16 protein-coding genes are annotated in these 19,314 nt (G+C 59.5%); 9 read left to right on the top strand and 7 right to left on the bottom strand.

Translation table 11 applies throughout. From position 1 onward, the window contains the following. The coding region (locus PFH44_RS16140; protein WP_283825517.1) for a non-ribosomal peptide synthetase at nt 1-7,538 on the bottom strand (7,538 nt) is incomplete at its 3' end. A 407-nt stretch (nt 7,539-7,945) separates the two neighbouring features. Here PFH44_RS16140 and PFH44_RS16135 point away from each other — a divergent pair. After that, entirely contained in the window at nt 7,946-8,659 is a 714-nt protein-coding gene (locus PFH44_RS16135; protein ID WP_283825516.1) for a 4'-phosphopantetheinyl transferase family protein, read from the top strand. A 175-nt stretch (nt 8,660-8,834) separates the two neighbouring features. On the opposite strand, the gene PFH44_RS16130 is transcribed toward PFH44_RS16135, so the two are convergent. After that, nucleotides 8,835-8,963, bottom strand: a complete 129-nt coding sequence (locus tag PFH44_RS16130; protein WP_264673789.1) for a zinc-binding dehydrogenase — start codon at nt 8,961-8,963, stop codon at nt 8,835-8,837. 49 nt (nt 8,964-9,012) lie between these two features. Next, nucleotides 9,013-9,921, bottom strand: a complete 909-nt coding sequence (locus tag PFH44_RS16125) for a LysR family transcriptional regulator (RefSeq protein ID WP_283825515.1) — start codon at nt 9,919-9,921, stop codon at nt 9,013-9,015. Nucleotides 9,922-10,062: 141 nt separating this feature from the next. Here PFH44_RS16125 and PFH44_RS16120 point away from each other — a divergent pair, with 141 nt between their 5' ends. The 3 genes from PFH44_RS16120 (at nt 10,063) to PFH44_RS16110 (ending at nt 11,758) form a co-directional block, all read left to right on the top strand. Then, a complete protein-coding gene (locus tag PFH44_RS16120; RefSeq protein ID WP_283825514.1) occupies nt 10,063-10,800 on the top strand; it encodes an SDR family oxidoreductase in 738 nt (245 codons plus the stop codon). 222 nt (nt 10,801-11,022) lie between these two features. Continuing rightward, nucleotides 11,023-11,436, top strand: a complete 414-nt coding sequence (locus tag PFH44_RS16115; protein ID WP_283825513.1) for a hypothetical protein — start codon at nt 11,023-11,025, stop codon at nt 11,434-11,436. A gap of 61 nt (nt 11,437-11,497) precedes the next feature. Beyond that, the gene (locus tag PFH44_RS16110; protein ID WP_283825512.1) at nt 11,498-11,758 is read left to right on the top strand and encodes a hypothetical protein; all 261 of its coding nucleotides are present in this window, start codon (nt 11,498-11,500) and stop codon (nt 11,756-11,758) included. Nucleotides 11,759-11,896: 138 nt separating this feature from the next. On the opposite strand, the gene PFH44_RS16105 is transcribed toward PFH44_RS16110, so the two are convergent. Both PFH44_RS16105 and PFH44_RS16100 read right to left on the bottom strand, forming a co-directional pair. After that, complete coding sequence (locus PFH44_RS16105) at nt 11,897-12,811, bottom strand: 4-hydroxythreonine-4-phosphate dehydrogenase PdxA (RefSeq protein ID WP_283825511.1); 915 nt, start codon at nt 12,809-12,811, stop codon at nt 11,897-11,899. Nucleotides 12,812-12,901: 90 nt separating this feature from the next. Continuing rightward, nucleotides 12,902-13,285: an MFS transporter gene (locus PFH44_RS16100; protein ID WP_283825510.1), complete on the bottom strand. Its 384-nt coding sequence runs from the start codon at nt 13,283-13,285 to the stop codon at nt 12,902-12,904. On the opposite strand from PFH44_RS16100, the gene PFH44_RS16095 reads away from it, so the two are divergent. The 3 genes from PFH44_RS16095 to PFH44_RS16085 are packed head-to-tail and all read left to right on the top strand — an operon-like array spanning nt 13,218 to nt 14,020. Next, nucleotides 13,218-13,481 (top strand): hypothetical protein, encoded by a 264-nt coding sequence (locus PFH44_RS16095; protein ID WP_367575705.1) that lies wholly within the window; start codon nt 13,218-13,220, stop codon nt 13,479-13,481. The two genes, PFH44_RS16100 and PFH44_RS16095, sit on opposite strands and share 68 nt — an antisense overlap. Before the next feature lie 3 nt (nt 13,482-13,484). Beyond that, on the top strand, nt 13,485-13,748 hold the full coding sequence (locus PFH44_RS16090) for a LysR substrate-binding domain-containing protein (protein WP_349632127.1): 264 nt from the start codon (nt 13,485-13,487) through the stop codon (nt 13,746-13,748). Continuing rightward, entirely contained in the window at nt 13,745-14,020 is a 276-nt protein-coding gene (locus tag PFH44_RS16085) for a LysR substrate-binding domain-containing protein (protein ID WP_349632126.1), read from the top strand. The genes PFH44_RS16090 and PFH44_RS16085 overlap by 4 nt, the downstream gene beginning before the upstream one ends. A 30-nt stretch (nt 14,021-14,050) precedes the next feature. Here PFH44_RS16085 and PFH44_RS16080 read toward each other — a convergent pair whose 3' ends face one another. Further along, entirely contained in the window at nt 14,051-16,738 is a 2,688-nt protein-coding gene (locus tag PFH44_RS16080; RefSeq protein ID WP_283825506.1) for a cation-transporting P-type ATPase, read from the bottom strand. Nucleotides 16,739-16,786: 48 nt separating this feature from the next. After that, nucleotides 16,787-17,218 (bottom strand): universal stress protein, encoded by a 432-nt coding sequence (locus PFH44_RS16075; protein WP_045859401.1) that lies wholly within the window; start codon nt 17,216-17,218, stop codon nt 16,787-16,789. A 532-nt stretch (nt 17,219-17,750) separates the two neighbouring features. Here PFH44_RS16075 and PFH44_RS16070 point away from each other — a divergent pair. Together PFH44_RS16070 and PFH44_RS16065 are read left to right on the top strand one after the other, a co-directional pair. Beyond that, the gene (locus PFH44_RS16070) at nt 17,751-18,836 is read left to right on the top strand and encodes an efflux RND transporter periplasmic adaptor subunit (protein WP_045859402.1); all 1,086 of its coding nucleotides are present in this window, start codon (nt 17,751-17,753) and stop codon (nt 18,834-18,836) included. After that, nucleotides 18,836-19,314, top strand: a 479-nt coding sequence (locus PFH44_RS16065) for an efflux RND transporter permease subunit (RefSeq protein ID WP_283825505.1), incomplete at its 3' end; no start/stop codon positions are given. The genes PFH44_RS16070 and PFH44_RS16065, both read left to right, overlap by 1 nt.

The raw sequence follows: 19,314 nt of genomic DNA, 5'->3' as shown, positions 1-19,314 counted from the left end.
ATGCTGGTGAACACCACCGGCACCGCGCGCGTTTCCCCGCCATGATGCTGCGCCAGCTGCCGCATCACGCTGACAGCGGAGACCTCCTGATGATCCAAATCGCGCCAGATTTGCGCCTGCATCCGCTGGGCATGACTGAGCCAGCTCTCATCCGCCCGGGCGTGATACTCCGCCAGTATCAGCGAGGTAAAGTCGCCGATGACCCGGTTGATGTCAGGATGGAGCGGCTTGCGGTCAAACAGCGTCATATTAACCACCAGCGAGCGCTGCCCGCTCCAGCGGCTCAACGTTTCGGAGAAGCAGGTCAACAGCAGCACCGAGGGGGTGATTTGCGCCTGGCGCGCCCGCTGCAGGATCTTTTGCCACTGCGGCGTTGCCAGCCTGGCCTGCAGGCGGTGGAATAGCGGCTGAGTCAGCGTCTCCGGTTCAACCTGCGTCGGTAATGCCGGCGCGGCAGGCAACGAAGCCAGCCGCTGCTGCCAGTATTGCCGTGATTCAGAGGCGGTCCCCTGCTGCTGGCGCAGGCACTGGTAATCGCGGAACCCCACGCCGAGCGGCGGCAAAGGCTGCTCAGGGTGCTGGTAGTAATGGAACAGTTCGGTGAACAACGTCAGCATGCTGAGGCCATCGACAATCAGATTGTCGAGCAGCACGGCCAGCCGCAGCTGGCGATCGCCGTAATGGATGACCTGGACGTCGTAGAGACGCCCGCTGTCAGGGGCGAGTTTCTGTCGCGCCATCTGTCGACGCAGTTCATCCAAAGAAGCGGCGCCCGGGTGATGCTGACGGAAGTGGTAGAAAGGCACCTCCTGCATAATCTGCTGCTGGCCGTCAGCGGTGATGCGACAACGTAGCATGTCATGACGCAGCACCAGCTGATGCCATGCCTGCTCCATGCGCGCGACGTCCATACCCGGTAGTTCATATTCGTTGTAGCACTGCGCCGCGATATCACCGAGCGTGAACGCCTCCTGGCGGCCCAGCCAGTACGCCTGCTGTACATCGGTCAGCGGAAAGGGCTGATAGCGGCAGGTTGCATCATGCGTTAGCACCGGCTGCTGCGCCGTTGCTTCACGTTTCAGGCTGGCAGCAAACGGGCGTAGCTCAGGGGTGCTAAACAGGGACGAGAGCGCCCCACGGAAACCGGCCTGCTGTAGTCGGCTCATCAGGCGGGTTGCCACCAGGCTGTCGCCGCCAAGGCTGAAGAAGTTATCGCTCGCGGCAACCTGCGGCACCGCCAGCAGCTCACGCCACAGCTGCGCCAGCAGGGTCTCCGCCTCGCCGCTGATAGGCTGTGGCTCACCGGCATGTGCTGCCTGTTCCAGCCGCTCGGCAATCTGTCGGCTGATTGCTTCACGATCGACTTTGCCATTGGCGGTAAGCGGAATCTGGCTGATTTGGATCAGATGCTCAGGCACCTCATAATCCGGCAGGCTGGCCCGCGCGGCGTGTTTGACCGCGGCCAGGTCGATCGGCCGGGAAGCTACCAGCGCCGCCGCGAGCTGCCGCGTTGTTCCGGTTAACACCACCGCCACGGCGCTCTCCACCTGCGGCAGACGACCGATCGCGCCTTCCACCTCGCCCAATTCGATGCGGTGGCCGCGGATCTTGACCTGATTATCGGCCCGACCAAAGAACTCCAGCACGCCGCTGGGACGATAGCTGGCGACGTCGCCGGTGCGATACCAGCGGCGTTGCTGCCACGCGACAAACTTCTCTGCGCTGCGCTGTTCATCACCGTGATAGCCCGTCGCCACGCCGGCCCCGCTGACCCACAGCTCGCCTTTGACCCAGTCCGGGCAGTCACCTCCCTGCTGGTCCACCACCCGGCACTGCATATTCGCCAGCGGGACGCCGTACGGCGCCGATGCCCACCAGGGATCGTCAGGCTGGATCTCATAATACGTCGAGTGAATCGCCGCCTCGGTCATCCCACCGAGAGAGACGAAACGCGCCTGCGGCGACAGCTGCCATAAATCCTGCGGCAGCTGGCGCACCACGCGATCGCCTCCGACCATCACCAGACGCAGCGCCTGAGTAAGTCCATGCGCCTGAGCCGCCACGGTAATCATCTCGATCAATGCGGGGACGGCGCTGATGACGCTGACCTGCCAGCGGTTAATTAACTCCACCCAGGCGGCGGCATCACGGCGCTCCGCCTCGTCCACCACCACCAGCGAGGCGCCGCGCCCAAGGAAGGTGAAAATGTCGTAGGCTGAGAGATCGAAATCGAGGGCCGACAGGGTGATGGATCGATCGCTATGGCTGATGCCGAACCGCGCCGCGACGGCATCAACGGTGTTCGCCACCGCGCCATGACTCACCACCACCCCTTTGGGGGTACCGGTTGAACCGGAGGTAAAGATAATGTACTTCGCGGCCTCCGCGGGCTGCACAAGGGGCGCGTCCAGGGGGGTCGCCCGCAATGCCTCACTCAGGCTGGTTACCGCTACGCCCTGCGGCCAGCTGAGCTGATGCAAGCTGTTTTCATCGCACAGCACCCGCTTTACCCCGGCATCGCGATAGACCACCGCGCGGCGCGCTTGCGGTAAACCGATACCGGAGGGAACATAGCAGCCCCCCGCCGCTAGCACGCCCAGCACCGCGACAATTTGCCGGGGACCTTTGGCATGAGTAATGGCGACTCTGTCGCCGGGTTGTATCCCCTGCTGCTGCAGATAACCCGCAACCGCCAGCGCCTGCTGCGCCAGGGTGCCGTAATCCATCCGCCCTTCCCGGCCCCAGATCAGCGCGTCGGCGTCCGGACGTTGACGGGCCTCGGCAAAGAAGCGCAGGTACAGCGGTCGCGAATCCGGGAAGGAGAACGCGGTCTGATTGATGAGCCGGCGCACCTGCTGCTGGCTCTCCGGTAAGGGTAGCGCCACCGGCTGGCGCCAGTCGGATTGAGTTAACTGCGCCACCAGCTGACAGTAGCCGCTGAACATCGCCTCGATCATGCCCGCCGGGAATAACGCCTCCAGCGCATCCCACTCCAGCAGCAGACGCCCGCGCGACTCGCTGATTTTTGCGTCCAGCCACACCTGCGGCGTTTGCGTGATGGCATAGATTTGTTGGGGGAAGGCATCCGAAAGATCGAGCGACGCGTCTTTATCCAGCCCGATAACGCTGGTGAACACCACCGGCATTGAGGCCATGGTCTGACCCTTCTGGCGGGCCAGTTCGCGCAATACCCAGATCCCGGACGCGCCGCGTTGCGCCAGGGCCGCCCCTTCCTGCTGCTGCAGGCGACGGGCCGCGGCGAGGAAATCGCCTCCGGCGCTGCTTTGATAGCCCAGCAGCAGAATTGAGGCGAAATCACCGATCACATGGTTAATCTGCGGATGGCGCGGCTGACGATCGAACATCGTCAGGTTGATGGCCAGCGCGGTCTGGTTGCTCCAGCAAGCCAGCACTTCGCCATAGGCCGCGGCCAGCACCACGCTTGGCGTAATGCCGTAACTTTTCGCCACCGTCTTTAACTGCTGCCAGCGGTCGGGAGATAGCTCGTGACTCCAGCGGCGAAAACGCGGCTGTTGCAGGGTTTCCGGCGCGACCGCCAGCGGCAGCGCGGGACGTTCCGGTAACGTTGAGAGATGCTGCTGCCACCACGCCTGCGCCTGCCGCTCGCGCTCCGCAGCGGGCCGATTTTGCACGACATAGTCGCGGTAGCGGATAGCCAGTTCCGGCAGGCTGGAGCGGGGATCGCGATACAGCCGATCCCATTCAGTAAACAGCACCATGATGCTGCGGCCATCCAGCATCATACTGTCCAGGCTGACGAATAAACGCTGGCGCTGCGCATAATGGGCGACATGGATGGCGAACAACGGCCACCGACAGGGATCGTAAACCTGATGCGACAGCGTTTCGCGCAGTGTTGCCAGTTCAGCCTGTGCATCTTCATTCAACCAGTGCTGCTCAATTTCCCAGGCCGGAAGCTGCTCCGCGACCTGCTGCTGCCCCTCCTCCGTTACGTGAACCCTCAGCATGTCATGACGCAGCATCAGCTGACGCCAGGCCTGTTCCAGCCGCACGACATCCAGGTCCTGGCCGTCGAATTCAATGTAGAAGTGCGACCCTACCGCCCCCAACGTCATTTCCCCGGAGCGACCGATCCAGAAGGCACGCTGGATATCGCTGAGCGGGAACGGTTGATAACGATTGGCTTCATCGGCGCTAAGCGGCTGGTCAGGCACCTGATGCTGGCGTCGGACGTGGCCACAAAATGCCGCCAGCGTTGGCGTGGCGAAGAGTTCGGCCAGGGGGGCGGTAAGGCTTTGCTCGTGCATTCTGGCGATTAAGCGCGTGGCGATCAGGCTGTCGCCACCCAGCACGAAGAAATTGTCCTCACGCCCCACCTGCGCGACCTGCAGCAGCTGCTGCCATAGGGCGGCGACCCGTTGCTCAATCTCCCCTTCGGGAGGCAGAAATTGTCGTTCAGCGCTCGCCAGCTGCCGCTCTGCCTGCTGCTGCAGCGCGCGACGGTCCAGCTTACCGTTCGCCGTCAGCGGCATCTCTGCGAGGAACTGATAGTGTTCCGGCACGGCATAGGCAGGCAGCTGCGCCTGTAGCCAGCTACGCAGCGTGGCATGGCTCAGGGGTTGCAGGGTCACCAGGCTGGCGCACAGCTGTCTGGCCGCCGGCGATACGATGCCAACGCTTGCCTGAAGCACCTGGGGATGGCTGAGCAACGCGGTTTCAATCTCACCCAATTCAATACGGTGGCCGCGTATTTTAACCTGCTGATCGGTACGCCCGATGTACTCGATGATGCCTTCAGGCCAGTAGCGAACCCGGTCGCCGCTGCGATACCAGCGGCGACCCGCATCCTCAACAAACTTTTCCGCGCTACGGACGGGATCTTTCAGATAACCCAGAGCCAGGCCGGGCCCGCTAACCCACAGCTCGCCGCCGACCCAGGCCGGGCAATCGCGACCGCGGTCATCGACGATACGGCAATGCATATTTGCCAGCGGCTGCCCGAAAGGCACCGCTGACCATCGCGTATCATCCGGCTGCAGGACAAACACCGTCGAGTGGATGGCCGCTTCCGTCATCCCGCCCAGCCCGACAAATGCGGCCTGCCCGGTCAGCGACCACCAGCGGGAGGCCATCTCCGCCGGGATGCGATCGCCCCCCATCATCACCAGACGCAGCGATGGCAGGGGGTTGTAGGCCGCGGCGGTGAGGATCATATCCAAAAGCGCCGGAACGCAGCTGACGATCGTGACCTGCCAGCGCTGTAACAACGCCACCCACGCGTGGGCATCCCGGCGCTGGAATTCATCGACCACCACCAGACCCGCCCCACGGCTCAGGCTGGCGAAGATATCGTAAGCCGACAGGTCAAAATCCAGCTCAGAAAGCAAGATGGTGCGATCCGCCGGCGTGAAGCGGAACAGGCCGTCGACGGCATCAATGGTATTGGCCACCGCGCCATGTGAAACGGCCACGCCTTTTGGCGTCCCCGTCGATCCGGATGTGAAGATCGCGTACATGGCCTGCTGAGGCGAAACCGGCAGGCAAGATGGCAATGGCGGGCTGGCGAGCGCCGCGCTGAGCGGCACCACGGCCACCTCTTCTGGCCATGACGGCCGACAATCGGGCCGATCGTCGCTCAGGACCCAGCGCGCGTCGGCCGTCTGATATACCTGCCGGCGGCGCTGTAACGGTACGTCTATCCCGCAGGGGACATAGGCTGCGCCGGCGGCCAAAATACCCAGCACGGCGATGACCTGACCGATGCCCTTCCCCATGCTGACGGCAACGTAGTCTCCTGTCTTCACGCCCTGCTGCTGCAGATATCCGGCAACGCATAGCGCCTGATGCGCCAGCTCGCCATAGGTCAGCTGCTGCTTGTCCCCCCACATCAGCGCAATCGCCCGGGGGCGCCGTTGAGCCTGATGGAAAAAGCGCTGATGGAGCGGGATACCCGATGCGACAGGCGCTTCGGGCTGAGGGAATGAGACCAGCGGAACCGGCGTGGCAAGCGGTTTCCGCCAGCTGACGGGATCGTCCAGCAGCGCAAGCGTGCGCTGACGGAACCAGTCAAACATCGCGTCAATAGCCTGGGGTAAGAACAGGTCGGCGCGGAAATCCCAGTTCAGCAGGATCCCCCCCTGAAACTCTGTGGCCTGGGCATCCAGCCACACCTGCGGCCCCTGCGAGATTGACCAAACCGGGTCGCCCAGCGTCTGCCTGACCTGGGGTTCATACAATTCACCCAGCGCCAGCGCGCTGGTGAAAACCACCGGAGCCAGTACCTGTTCGCCATTTTGCTGGCGGGCCAGATCGCGCAGCACTTCAACGCCGCCGTAGGTCGAATGCGCCATCGCCTGATGCAGCTTTCCCTGGAATCCTCGCGCCTGGGCAATAAAGTCAGGCTGGCTGGCAGGTTCAATCGTCACCAGCACCGAGCTGGAAAAATCACCGACCAGTAGATCGACCTGAGGATGGTCGGAGTGGCGGGAAAATACGGGCAGGTTAAGCACGAAGGGAGCGGCTCCGCTCCATAAACCAACCGTCTCAGAAAACAACGTTGCCAACACAACCGGAACGGTCAGCCCGGCCTGTTGACTCAGCTGTGACAGCGTCTGACTTTGAGCTTCATTAAGACAGAAGTGTTTGCGTTCAGTACGGGGAACAGCGCTGGTGGTGCGCAGCGGTAAGGCCGGCGGACCGGCTAAATCGGCTAATTGCTGCTGCCACCAGCGGCGATCCTCCTGCCACTGCGACTGCTGGTTTTCACGCTTTTGCCGGAGATAGCTCTGGTAGCTGAAATTTAGCTCAGGAAGGGATGCGTCGGGCCGGGCATAGAGCGAGGCCAGTTCGCGCAGCAGGATACGCAAACTGGCGGCGTCACCTGCGATCATATCGAGATCCAGATGCAGCCGGCTGCGCCGTCCGGGCAGCCGCGTCAGCGCCAGCATCATCGTCTGGCCCTGTTCGATATCCAGCCGCTGGTGGGTGTAGCGTTGACGATATTTTTCCAGCCGTAGCGCCACTTCCGTTGCGCAGAGGTCGGTTAAGTCATTCACCTGTAGCTGACAATCTGAAACCGCGACGGTGTGCTGTAACCCTTCGCTATTGATACGCATCCGTAGCATCGGATGGCGGGCGATAAGCTGCTTAAATGCCTGATTAAGACGCTCAGGTTCCAGCTCCGTCCCATCAAGCTCGGCATAAAAATGGGCGCAGACGCCGCCAAATTGCTGTTGCTCCTGGCGACCGATCCAGAAGGCATGTTGCATCGCCGCCAGTTCAAAAGGGGCTTCGCCCGCGTTGACGTGCATGGCTGGGGGCTCGGTGACGCTATTGGCCGCCCGCACAACGGCAATCCATTCCGCCAGCGTTCTTTTTCCAATCAGCTCGGTAAACCTGACGGAGATACCTGCGCGGCGCAGTTCACTGGCCGCACGCATGGTGCGCATCGAATCCAGGCCGTGGCAGATTAAGTCACTTTCGTCATGCAACTGCTCTGAGGGCACACCTAACAGCCGGGTTAACAGACTTTTTAATAGCGCTTCTGGCGAACTCATGGTGGTGATATCTCCTGTAAATAGCCGAAAACAGGTTTCGGCTATTTCCTTGCCGATGAGGAGATATGTTGGTTTTAATCACTGTCTGCCGTCATGCGTTATAAGTTATGCCTTAAGACATTTGAATATGCGAAGGGCCAAATAACAGCACCGAATATGTGCTCTTGACTCAGAAAGGTTGTGAAATTCAAAACCGTCCCGCTCAGCGCTGCAGGCGCCGGATATCCATTGCCATGACGTGGATAAGTGTTCGCCGCATCCCCGACAAATGCCCTGTCTGGCAAACAGGCTGGCTTTCCCCAGCCGACGCCTGATATCTTAAATCACAATAAAATTGCTAAAACGCGCGGCTCCGTATAGCCTGAATAGAATATATCCCCAGCATCAACCATGGCCTGATTTTAATCATGTTTGTGTTTACAAAAAAGCTACCTGATGGCAAATTCATTCGCTCACATAAAACCGGCCAGCTTATTCTCCAACCCTCAATAGGTGTTTGTGAGATAGCGTTTCAAACAAGCAGCTATCGCGATGAGCTATTCGCGGAGCATTCGATTGCGTTTCCAGAAAAGCTCTTCGCCGCGGTAGTAAAGCGTCGCTGCGAATATCTGTGCGGGCGTCTTGCCGCGCAAACGCTATTAAACGAAAGGCAAATTTATGCGCAGGTCTCCCAATCAGCGGAAGGGGCGCCCATATGGCCAGAGGGATGGCTTGGTTCTATTTCTCATACAGAACGCTGTGCAATAGCGGTTATCGCCCCGCAAAATAAAGGATACCTGCTCGGTATTGATATTGAGAATTTTAACCCCGAAGCGCTGGACGAAATAGCCGAAACGATCGCTCAAGAAAGTGAGCGAAAACGCCTGGCGAAAAGTGAAATAGATTATAACACTGCATTACATATCGCGTTTTCGGCAAAAGAGAGCCTCTATAAGGCGCTATATCCCCAGGTGAGAAAAGTTTTCGGTTTTGAAAGCGCTATAATTACCGATATAAACACGCGCAATCAAACCTTCAGTATCCAGCTGACGCACGCCCTGACGCCCGCACTTCCAGCTGGATTCCTGCGCACCGGTTATTATCAACTCGATACAGACAAAGTCATTACCGTTATTTATTAACCATGTCATTATTATCGTCTTAACCGATTTAATACCGATGAGATATGTTGATAATAAAATTCTTATTTCAGCAATAAAACTGAGGACCATGACAAAAGATCGCTAAAAATGAATGGTTCGTTTTAGCGGGATGCTAACAGTTTCCCTGCCTGACGTCAGGCAGCTCAAACCCGCCTCATGGCTTCATCACGATGCGGCCCAGCGGTTTTGCGGTCTCGGCGAATTCGCGAGCCTCGGCAGCGTTGGCCAGAGGGAATACGCGGTCGATGACAACCCTGATGCGCCCTGCCGCTACGGCCTGCAGCAGCTGCCAGGGCGCGGTTTTATCCTCAAAAGTAAATGGCCGGAGATAATTACCCCGCCTCGGGAAAACGCGCTTGATAGAGGGCGCTCAGCCAGTCGATAAATACCCTGACCCGCGGCGAGAGCTGCCGGTGCTGCGGGTACAGCGCTGAAAGCGACATCCCCGGGCTTTGCCATGCGCCAAGCACCTCCACCAGCCGCCCCTCCTCCAGAGCATCCGCGACGTGATAGCGGGGAAGCTGTACCAGCCCCGCCCCGCGCAGCGCGCAGATAACGTAGTTTTCCGAATCGTTGACCGTCATCCAGCCTTTAAGCTGATAGCCCTGCACCTTGCCATTTACGATAAGCTCCAGCGGATAGTTCGTTCCCCGGCTGGTAGAGAAAAAATTCACGCACTGGTGGGACATCAAATCGTTGGGTGAACGCGGCGTGCCGTGCCGCTGCAGATACTCCGGGCTGGCGCAGATAACCTGCGGCATGGTGACCAAATAGCGCGCAATCAGCGATGAATCATGCAGTTTTCCCGCACGAACGGCGCAATCAATCCCCTCGCGCACCAAATCGACCAGCCGATCGCCGCTGCTGATAACCAGTTCGATATCCGGATAGCGGGCGTGGAACTCATCAATACGCGGCAGGACAATTCGCGTCGCGTGGGCGCCGTGCAGGTCAATGCGCAAAATACCGCGCGGCCGCGCGACGGAGTGGCGCAGCGAGGACTCGGCGTCGTCAAGCTCGGAGAGAATATGCACGCAGCGTTCGTAGAAAGCCTTGCCGTCCAGAGAGGTTCGCACGTGGCGGGTTGTCCGCTCCAGCAGCCGGCACTCCAGCTTTTTTTCCAGCGCTTTTATCGCATTGCTGGCGGTGGCTCTGGGGATCCCCAGCCTGTCCGCCGCCAGGCTGAAGCTTTCCAGCTCGACGATCCGGGTGAAGAGCAGCAAAGTGTCGAACTTATCCATTTGAAACCTCTCATCCGGCCTATTATTAATGTTGATGGAATTATCATATCAAAATACCCCCATTTATCTCTCATAAGAAAACATTAATATCTCTATCAGCCCGTACCTGCACGGATAAACAATCAGCCTCCGGAGAACACTATGAACAAAATCAACAAAACAGCCCTCGTGACCGGCGCATCCCGCGGCATCGGTCGCGCCATCGCCGAGCGCCTGGCGCAGGACGGTTTTACCGTCATCGTTAACTACGCCGGAAACGCCGGAGCCGCGGAAGAAGCCGTACAGAATATTATTGCCGGCGGCGGCAGCGCCGTGGCCATACGGGCCGATGTCGCCAGCGAGGAGGACGTCAGCCGCCTGTTCAGCGCAGCGAAGGCCGTGACCGGTCAGCTGGACGTCGTGGTGCACAGCGCCGGGATCATGCCGATGGCAAAAATCACCCCGGACGGCCTGGCCGATTTTGACAAGGTCATCCACACCAACCTGCGCGGCGCCTTCCTCGTACTGGCAAACGCGGCGCAGGCGGTAAGCGACGGCGGGCGGATTATCGCGCTCTCTACCAGCGTGATCGCCAAATCCTTCCCGGCCTACGGCCCGTACATCGCCTCCAAAGCGGGCGTAGAGGGTCTGGTGCACGTGCTGGCTAACGAACTGCGCGGCCGCAATATCACCGTTAACGCGGTGGCGCCGGGCCCCACCGGCACCGAGCTGTTTTTCAATGGCAAAAGCGAGGAGCAAATCAGCGCCATCGCGAAGCTGGCGCCGCTGGAGCGTATCGGCACGCCGGACGAAATCGCCGCCGCGGTTGCCGCGCTGGCCGGCCCGGACGGCAGCTGGATCAACTCTCAGGTGATCCGCGTTAACGGCGGCTTCGCCTGATTTCGACATCAGTTTTTAACATTGCCCGGGCGGCATCGCCGCCCGCTATTCTGGAGCACATCATGCAACAGGTTATTCTGATTACCGGCGCCTCCAGCGGCTTCGGCGCGCTGGCAGCCCGCGCATTCGCCCGCTCCGGACACATCGTCTACGCCAGCATGCGCGAGTACTCGCGGCGGCACGCCGCCGTACCTGGCCCCCTACTTTGCGGCCAAGGCGGCGATGGATGCGGTCGCCGTCAGCTACGCTGCGGAGCTGGCGCGTTGGGGAATCGAGTCCTCGATTATTGTGCCGGGAGCCTTTACCACCGGCACCAACCACTTCCTGCATTCAGGTAAACCAGCCGACGCCGATCGCGAGCGCGAATATACCGGCGCCGGACCCACCGCCGGTTTGGGCGAAGAGGCGCTGAAAGGGCTGGCCGCCTGCGAGCCGGAGGATGCAGACGTGGCGGACGTCGCCGCCGCCATGGTCGATATCGTCAATACGCCCTACGGGAAACGCCCGTTCCGGCTGCACGTCGATCCGTCGGACGACGGCGCCGCCGTTGTCAATGCGGTCGCCGACCGCATCCGCAAAGAGTTTTTACAGCGCATCGGATTAGGGGATTTATTGGCTCCCCATCGCCGGGCGTGATATCCGCTGCCGACCGGAAGTTACGGTCGGCAGCAGGACCTGCAGCTGAGGAAAATTGCCTATGCGCACCCTGCTATTTCTGCTCAGCGGACTGCTGCTGGCGAGCCTGTTCCGCCTGCTGACGCGGCGGCTCATGCCGGCTCACCCACCGGCAACCGGCAGGCTTGCGCTGCTGTTTGCCCTGCTGTGGTTCGGCCTGGCGTCGGCCAATATGGCCCTCGGTATCATCCGGGCGGGCTACGGCTTTGCCGAAGAGCTGCCGATTTTCCTGCTGATCTTTGCGCCTCCGGTCGCCGTCATCTTCTGGCCTGGCGGTAAATAACTTCCCGATAAAAAAACAACGCGATAGCTTGTCCCGTCATGCCGTTAGCCGTGCCCTGGCCCCTCTTCAACGGACCATCGTCGGCGTATCTCATCTGCGCAACGGCCGGAGATACGCCAACGTATTGCGGCGGGAGAACTAAGCGCGCTTCTGCCGATGGCCGATCCCCATCCGGCAGGCCAGGTCAAAGGCGTTAGCCATCGCCGTGGTTTTTGCCACGCCTTTGCCCACTATTTCGTAGGCCGTACCGTGCGCCGGCGTGGTCACCGGGATCGGTAACCCGCCCTGCACGGTAACGCCGATATCAAAGCCCATCATCTTGGTGGCGATTTGCCCCTGGTCGTGATACATCGAAACAATCCCGTCAAACTGGCCCTCTTTGGCGCGCAGGAAAATCGTATCCGCCGGGAAAGGTCCTTCAGCGGGATTTCCCTCAGCGGCGGCCAGTTCGATACCGGGCGTGATGATTCTGCCCTCTTCATCGCCATAGTTGCCGTTATCACCGTTATGCGGGTTTAAGCCGCAAACTCCGATTTTCGGCTGCGCCACGCCGGCGTCTTTCAGCGCCTGCGTCAGCATGCCAATGGCCTGGGCAACCTTGCCGGCGCTGAGCTGGCCGGCTACCGCAGACAGCGGAATATGCGACGTCACGCGCGCCGTCCAGAGCCTGTCCAGCACGTTAAATTCGCCGCACACGCCGGTGTAATTGAGCTCGCTGGAGAGCCAGCGCATTTCGTCCTCCTGACGCATGCCGCCCATACGCATCGCGCCTTTGTTCAGCGGACCAAAGCACAGCGCGTCGGCCCGGCCCGTCGCCACCATTTCAACGCCGATTTTCAGCGATTCGAGGATAAATACGCCGTTCGCCTCGCTCACCTCGGCGGGCGTAATGTGGCGATGCAGGCCAGGCCACTGTGGAATAGATAGCCAGTCAGACTCCGCGGGCAGCGTGACAACGATCTCCGGGCCGATTCCCGCGGCATCGCCTACCGCCAGCACGATGTGCGGTTTATCCGTCACGGCGAAGGGTTGACGGGCTATTTCACTTGTCATGGTCTGTTGCTCCTCAATTTATCGCGGGCAAAGGCGACCCCTTGCCCGTCAATGGCCAATGAAAATGGAATAAAGGGTAGGAATTAAAGGTCAGCCCGCCAGAGAGTGTGGCTCAGCCGTCTTTTGTTGCTCAATATGCTCTACCGTGATGTCCGGACGAATCCATTGAGTAAAAATAATCCCGAGGATCAGGAAGCCAATCGCGCCGGCGAAGGGCAGCGTCCAGCTACCGGTCATATCGATCATCAGGCCGAAAATAATCGGTGAAATGATGGTGGCCATCGCCGCGCCGAAATTGAGCATGCCGCTGGCCGTGCCCGCCGTTTTTGGCGCAATGTCCATCGGAACGGCCCAAATCGGTCCGATCGTCAGCTCGAGGAAGAAGAACGCGGCGCTCAGCCACGCGATGCGCGCACTGGAACAGCGGCCTGGCGTAGTCCTGCTTGCCCGCACCACCCGCTCGGTAGCGCCCACGGCCGCCGGGAGGCAGCTGTTGCAGACTCTGGAACCCGCTCTGGCGAGCCTGGCTGAGGGGCTGGAAACGCTGGCTCACGGGCGAGACACCCCTTCTGGCCTGATTCGCCTTAGCGTTTTTCACTACGCCGCGCGCGCCGTTCTCGCCCCTAAGCTCCCCGCATTTTTGCTGGAATATCCGGGGATATCGGTGTAGGTCATCGTCGACGATCGCCTCGTCGATATCGTGGCTAACGGTTTCGATGCCGGTATACGCCTCGGTGAAACGGTGGAGCGGGATATGGTTGCGGTGCGCATTGAGCCGGATATCCGCGCCCTGGTGGTCGGAACGCCGGGATATTTTGCGCGACATGCGCAGCCCGCGTCGCCGCAGGATCTGGAAGAGCATATTTGTGTTAACTACCGCCTTGTTAGCACGGGGAAAGTAGTGCCATGGGTATTTAAGAAGCAGGGTGCGAAATAAAGCCCCGGATTAAAGGTCAGCTGATCGTTAACGATGGCGTTCTGGCCTCCGCCACCGTAAGAGCGGGAGCAGGATTAGGGATGCTTTTAGAACACGAAGTGGCGGAGGAGCTGGCGAGCGGCAGGCTTATTTCCGTCCTCGACGAATGGTGCCCCCGCATTCCCGGCTGTCATCTCTACTACCCGAACCGCCGGGTCAGCCCGGCGCTACGGATGCTCATCGATACGCTACGTTGGAAGGGGGCGACCGAACGGCCTGCCCCCTTAAGTTGAAAGGTGCGTTTTAACCCTGCTTTCCGCCCGTCAGGACGTACGCCATTTCCGGGTTAGCGGTTTTTCGATTTCGACAATCAGGAACATCACAAATCCGATGATGAAGGTGATCACCCAGTAGCGGAACGGCAGCGCGGCGGTACCAAACAGCATCTGCATAAACGGCGCGTAGATGATCAGCAGCTGCAGCACCAGCAGAACGCCGCTGACGATCCAGATGCCTCTGTTGGCCAGTAATCCTTTGCTCAGAGAGAAACCGTCGGCGACGCGACAGTTGAGCATATAGAACCACTGGGCGGTGACCAGCGTTTGCAGCAGGACGGTACGAATGAACTCCGGCGAGTAGCCGCGCGGCTGGAGCCAGGCTTCCAGCACGAAGGCGCTCACGGCGATCATCGAGCCGACGAAAATGACCCTCCAGATAGCGAAACCGTCCATAACGTGCAGCTTAGGATCGCGCGGCGGACGCTTCATGATGTTCTTTTCGCCGGCCTCAAACGCCAGGCCAAACGACAGCGTGGCCGAGGTCGCCATGTTCATCCACAGGATCAGCACCGGAGTCAGCGGAATTAAATTCCCCGCCAGCAGGGCAATAATAATCAACAGCCCCTGCGCCAGGTTAGTCGGCATAATAAAGAGGATGGTTTTCTTCAGGTTATCGTACACCCGCCGCCCTTCCCTGACCGCGCTGGCGATGGTGGCGAAGTTATCATCGGTAAGCACCATATCGGCCGCCTCCTTGGTCACTTCGGTACCCTTGATGCCCATGGCGATCCCAACGTCGGCCTGCTTCAACGCCGGCGCATCGTTCACCCCGTCGCCGGTCATCCCGACTACCTCTTTTTTACTCTGCAGCGCCTGCACCAGGCGGAATTTATCCTCCGGGCTGGTACGGGCGAAAATATCAAACTTCTGCGCGGCTTCGCTGAGCTGCTGGTCGTCCATTACCTCAAGCTCGCGCCCGGTAATGGCCGTGCCGGCGTTGCCGATGCCCAGCATTTGCCCAATGCTCATCGCCGTTTGCGGGTGATCGCCGGTGATCATCTTCACGCGGATCCCCGCCTGCAGGCAGTCGCCAATCGCCGTAATGGCTTCCGGACGCGGCGGATCCATCATCCCGGCAATGCCGAGAAGAATCACCCCCTGCTGCAAATCCTGGTGGGTCAGCTCGGTCTGCCCGCTGGCCGCAGGCTTCCACGCCGCCGCCACCATGCGCAGCCCTTCCCGCGCGTACTCTTCAATTTTTGCCTCCCAGTACGGCTGATCGAGCGGCTGCAGGCCGCTATCGGTCTGCTGCTGCTGGCAGAGCCGGAACAGCACGTCCGGGGCGCCGGTAATTAAAATCATCTCCTCATCGCCGATGCGGTAGAGCGTCGACATATATTTATACTGCGAGTCGAAAGGAATTTTGCTCCGCAGCTCGGTTGCCACCGCCGGCAGCGCCACCTTCGCCGCCAGCACCTTCAGCGCCCCTTCCGTCGGGCCGCCGGTAATTTTCCATAATCCGCTTTCATCCTTGATGAGCTGGCTGTCGTTACATAAATCAATGGTCCGCAGATAGCGCTCGAGCAGCGTACCCGGCGCCACCACCAGCGGCCCGGAATCATCTACCGGATGGATATTACCGATCGGCTCATAGCTATCGCCTTCGACCCGATAGACGGTGTCCGCGGTGATGACGGCTTTGACCGTCATCTCGTTCATAGTCAGCGTCCCGGTTTTATCCGAGCAAATCACGGTCATCGCGCCCAGGGTCTCAACGGTCGGCAGCTTGCGGATAATCGCCTTCTGCCGGGCCATGGTCTGCACGCCGAGAGAGAGAATAATCGAGATGATCGCCGGCAGCCCTTCCGGCACCGACGCCACCGCGAGGCTAATCAGCGAGAGCATCAGCTCCGAAACCGGCATATCGCGGAACAGCAGGCTGAAGACAAACAGCGCGGCCATCATCACCAGAATGATGATAAAAATGGCTTTCCCGAGCTTGTCCATCTGCACCAGCAGCGGCGTGCGGTGCTTTTCAATATCCGCCATCATCTGGTTGATATGGCCCAGCTCGGTATCCCCGCCGGTCGCCACCACCAGGCCTTTACCGCCGCCGGAGCTTACCGTGGTACCCGAGAACAGCAGGTTCGTGCGGTCGCCGAGAGGAAGCTCGCCGCTCAGCGCCTCGGTGCTTTTCTCAACCACCGTTGATTCACCGGTGAGAATCGCCTCCTCCACGCGCAGGTTGTGGGCTTCGATAACCCGCAGGTCGGCGGGAATACGGTCGCCCGCACGGATCACCACAATATCGCCCGGCACCAGCGCGGTGGTCGGAATCGTTTCATGGTTGCCCTGGCGGATCACCACAGCTTCGCTGGACAGCATATTGCGAATGCTCTGCAGCGATTTTTCGGCGTTACTTTCCTGAATATGACCAATCAGGGCGTTGATCACCGCGACGCCCAGAATCACCAGGGTATCGACCCAGTGGCCCATGACCGCGGTCAGCAGCGCCGCCGCCAGCAGGACGTAAATCAGAACATCGTTGAAGTGGGCCAGAAAGCGCAGCCAGGCCGGTTTGCCCGGCTTTTGCGGTAACGCGTTCTCGCCGAACTGCTGGAGTCGCGATGCCGCTTCCGCGCTGCTAATCCCCTCGGGGGAGCTGTTGGTGCTGGACAGGGTTTCATCGACGGAGAGCTTGTAGAACGGGCCGCCCGGTTTGTCTGTACTCATAGTTATCTCCTCACTCCTGTAACGGAAATCAGAACAGCATCAGGCCGCCTAACGCACAACAAAAACCGGAACGTGAGCATAACGAACGATACTGGCCGCCTCGGAACCCAGCAGGTGGGTCTGAATATTTGGGTTGCGCGAGCCAACGATCACCACATCCGCCTGCAGCTCGTCGGCCAGCTTCGTGACTTCGTCACGCACGTTGCCGCTGCGAACGTGAATCTCTACGTCACCTTCCGCCAGACCCGACTTTTTGACGAGCTCAGCAAGTTTTTCCTGAGAATTTTTAACGAGGTAGTCCTCCATTTTTCGCGCATCGGAAATAAATCCCCGCGTCAGCGCCGGGGAAAAAAGAGGATTTACGTGCACCAGATGAATTTTCCCGGCAGAGCTTTGTGCGAGGAACTGAGCGTGGGATAGCGCTTTGTCGGCAAGGCCGATTTCAAAGACATCAACCGGGACCAGAATATTTTTATACATACAGACAATCCTTTTATTACCAATAGAATAGATCGCGAATAGCTCCCCAACGAGACGCGTTGAGGAAAAATCTCAGCAACAAAAACTGGCATAGAAGTCGGTATGATTAAACGTAGCACAGGACTGTTAACCTTTTTAAGCCACCAATTAATATATTGAAAAATATCACGGAGATAGCCGCCCTCAGACAATTCATCTGCAAACCACCCTAAACCGTCGACATAAGGGCAATTTTTACTCTTTTTAACATTTCCGCTTTTCTGCGACTATGCTCATTATCAGGAGCCCTGTCGCTTCTGAAAACCACTCAAGAATTAGGTAGATAAGAATTTACTTACTCTATAACCAGTACTAAAGGAGGAACGATGTTTGGCTATAGCCTGTTTCGCCTGAGCCTGTTTATTGCCCTGGCAATAATTGCCTGTACGGCTACGGGATTATTCACCTATGTCGTCGTCTCTGCCCTGGCTGAATAAGTTCGACGTTTGTCACTAACATTTAAAATAAATCTTTTAGCTCTGAGGGGAATACAGTGAACCGTTATTTTTCTCTCATTCCTGTTGTTATTTTAATAACAACAGCTTGCGATCAGAAAGCGCCGCAGGTTACGCCGCTGCCGCGGATGGTGAAAGCCGCTGAGGTGACCGCGGTGGGTGATTCACAGCAGCGTATTTTCCCCGCGCGCATCGAGTCCGGGGACTCCACGGAGCTGTCCTTTAAACGCGGCGGCCAGGTTGAATCGCTCGACGTTCGCCAGGGCGCGAACGTGACGCAAGGGCAGGTCCTCGCCCGGCTCAACGCGCGCGAAGCCCAGCAGCGCGTCAATGAACGACAAACCGCCGCTACGCTTGCGCAGCGGCAGTTCGATCGCTTCCAGACCCTCGCCGGCCGTCAGGCTATTTCTAAAGCGGAAATGGACGTTCAGCGCGCCAGCCGCGACTCGGCTAACGCCGCGCTGAAAATTGCCCGCGAAGAGCTCGGCCAGATGACGCTCAACGCGCCCTTTAGCGGGGTAGCGGCCAGCGTGCCGGTGCGCAATCATCAGGTCGTCGCCGCCGGGCAAACCGTGGTGACCCTGACACGCACCGATCTGCTCGACGTGGTCTTTAGCATCCCGGAAAACCTCTTTAGCGCCTTTGATATTCGCAACGCCCAGTATCGCCCGATCGTCAGAATCAACTCCCTGCCGGACCGCCAGTTCACCGCGCAGTACAAAGAGCATTCCGGCAGCAGCGACAATAGCAGCCTCACCTGGCAGGTGATCCTGACCATGCCGCGCCCGGCCGATTTCCCGACGGTAGGCGGCGTTAGCGGAACCGTGACGGTTAACCTGGCAAACCTCCCCGCCAACGCCGGCCGCGAAGCGCTGGTGGTGCCGGTTGAGGCGGTCTTCAATCCCGATAGTCACCAGCGCAACGAGCCGCACGTGTGGGTAATTAAAGGCGATGGCGAGCAGCTGCATCTTGAGGATCGCAAAGTGAGCGTCGGGCAGGTGACAACCCAGGGGGTGGTCATTACCGACGGGCTCAGCGTCGGCGAGCGCGTAGTGGCAGCTGGCGTAAGCGAACTGCATGCGCAGCAGCCGGTTCGAATCTGGACGCGTGAACGAGGCCTTTAATGGATATATCCCGCCAGTTTATCAATAATCCCGTCCGCGTCTGGCTGACCATTCTGCTGCTCGGCGTGGGCGGTATTTTCGCCCTGCTCAATATCGGCCGTCTGGAAGATCCGGCGTTTACGATTAAAACCGCCGTGGTCATTACCCACTATCCCGGCGCCTCGGCCCAGCAGGTTGAGGAAGAGGTCACCCTGCCGCTGGAAAATGCCCTGCAGCAGCTGCCCTACCTGGATAACGTCAGCTCCATCTCCTCCAACGGGCTGTCGCAGATTACCGTCAACATCGCCTCGAACTATCACTCCAGCGAGCTGCCGCAGATATGGGACGAGCTGCGGCGCCGGGTGGGAGACGCGGCCCGGCTCTTCCCGCCCGGCGTGGTTGCCCCTTTCGTAAACGATGATTTCGGCGACGTGTTTGGCTTTTTCTTTGCCATTTCCGGCGACAGTTTTACCAATCCGGAGCTGGTTCGCTATGCCGA

This window comes from Klebsiella sp. Ech2A (assembly GCF_030078455.1).
Lineage (GTDB): Bacteria > Pseudomonadota > Gammaproteobacteria > Enterobacterales > Enterobacteriaceae > Klebsiella > Klebsiella terrigena.
This window is presented reverse-complemented; position numbering and strand designations above follow the sequence as displayed.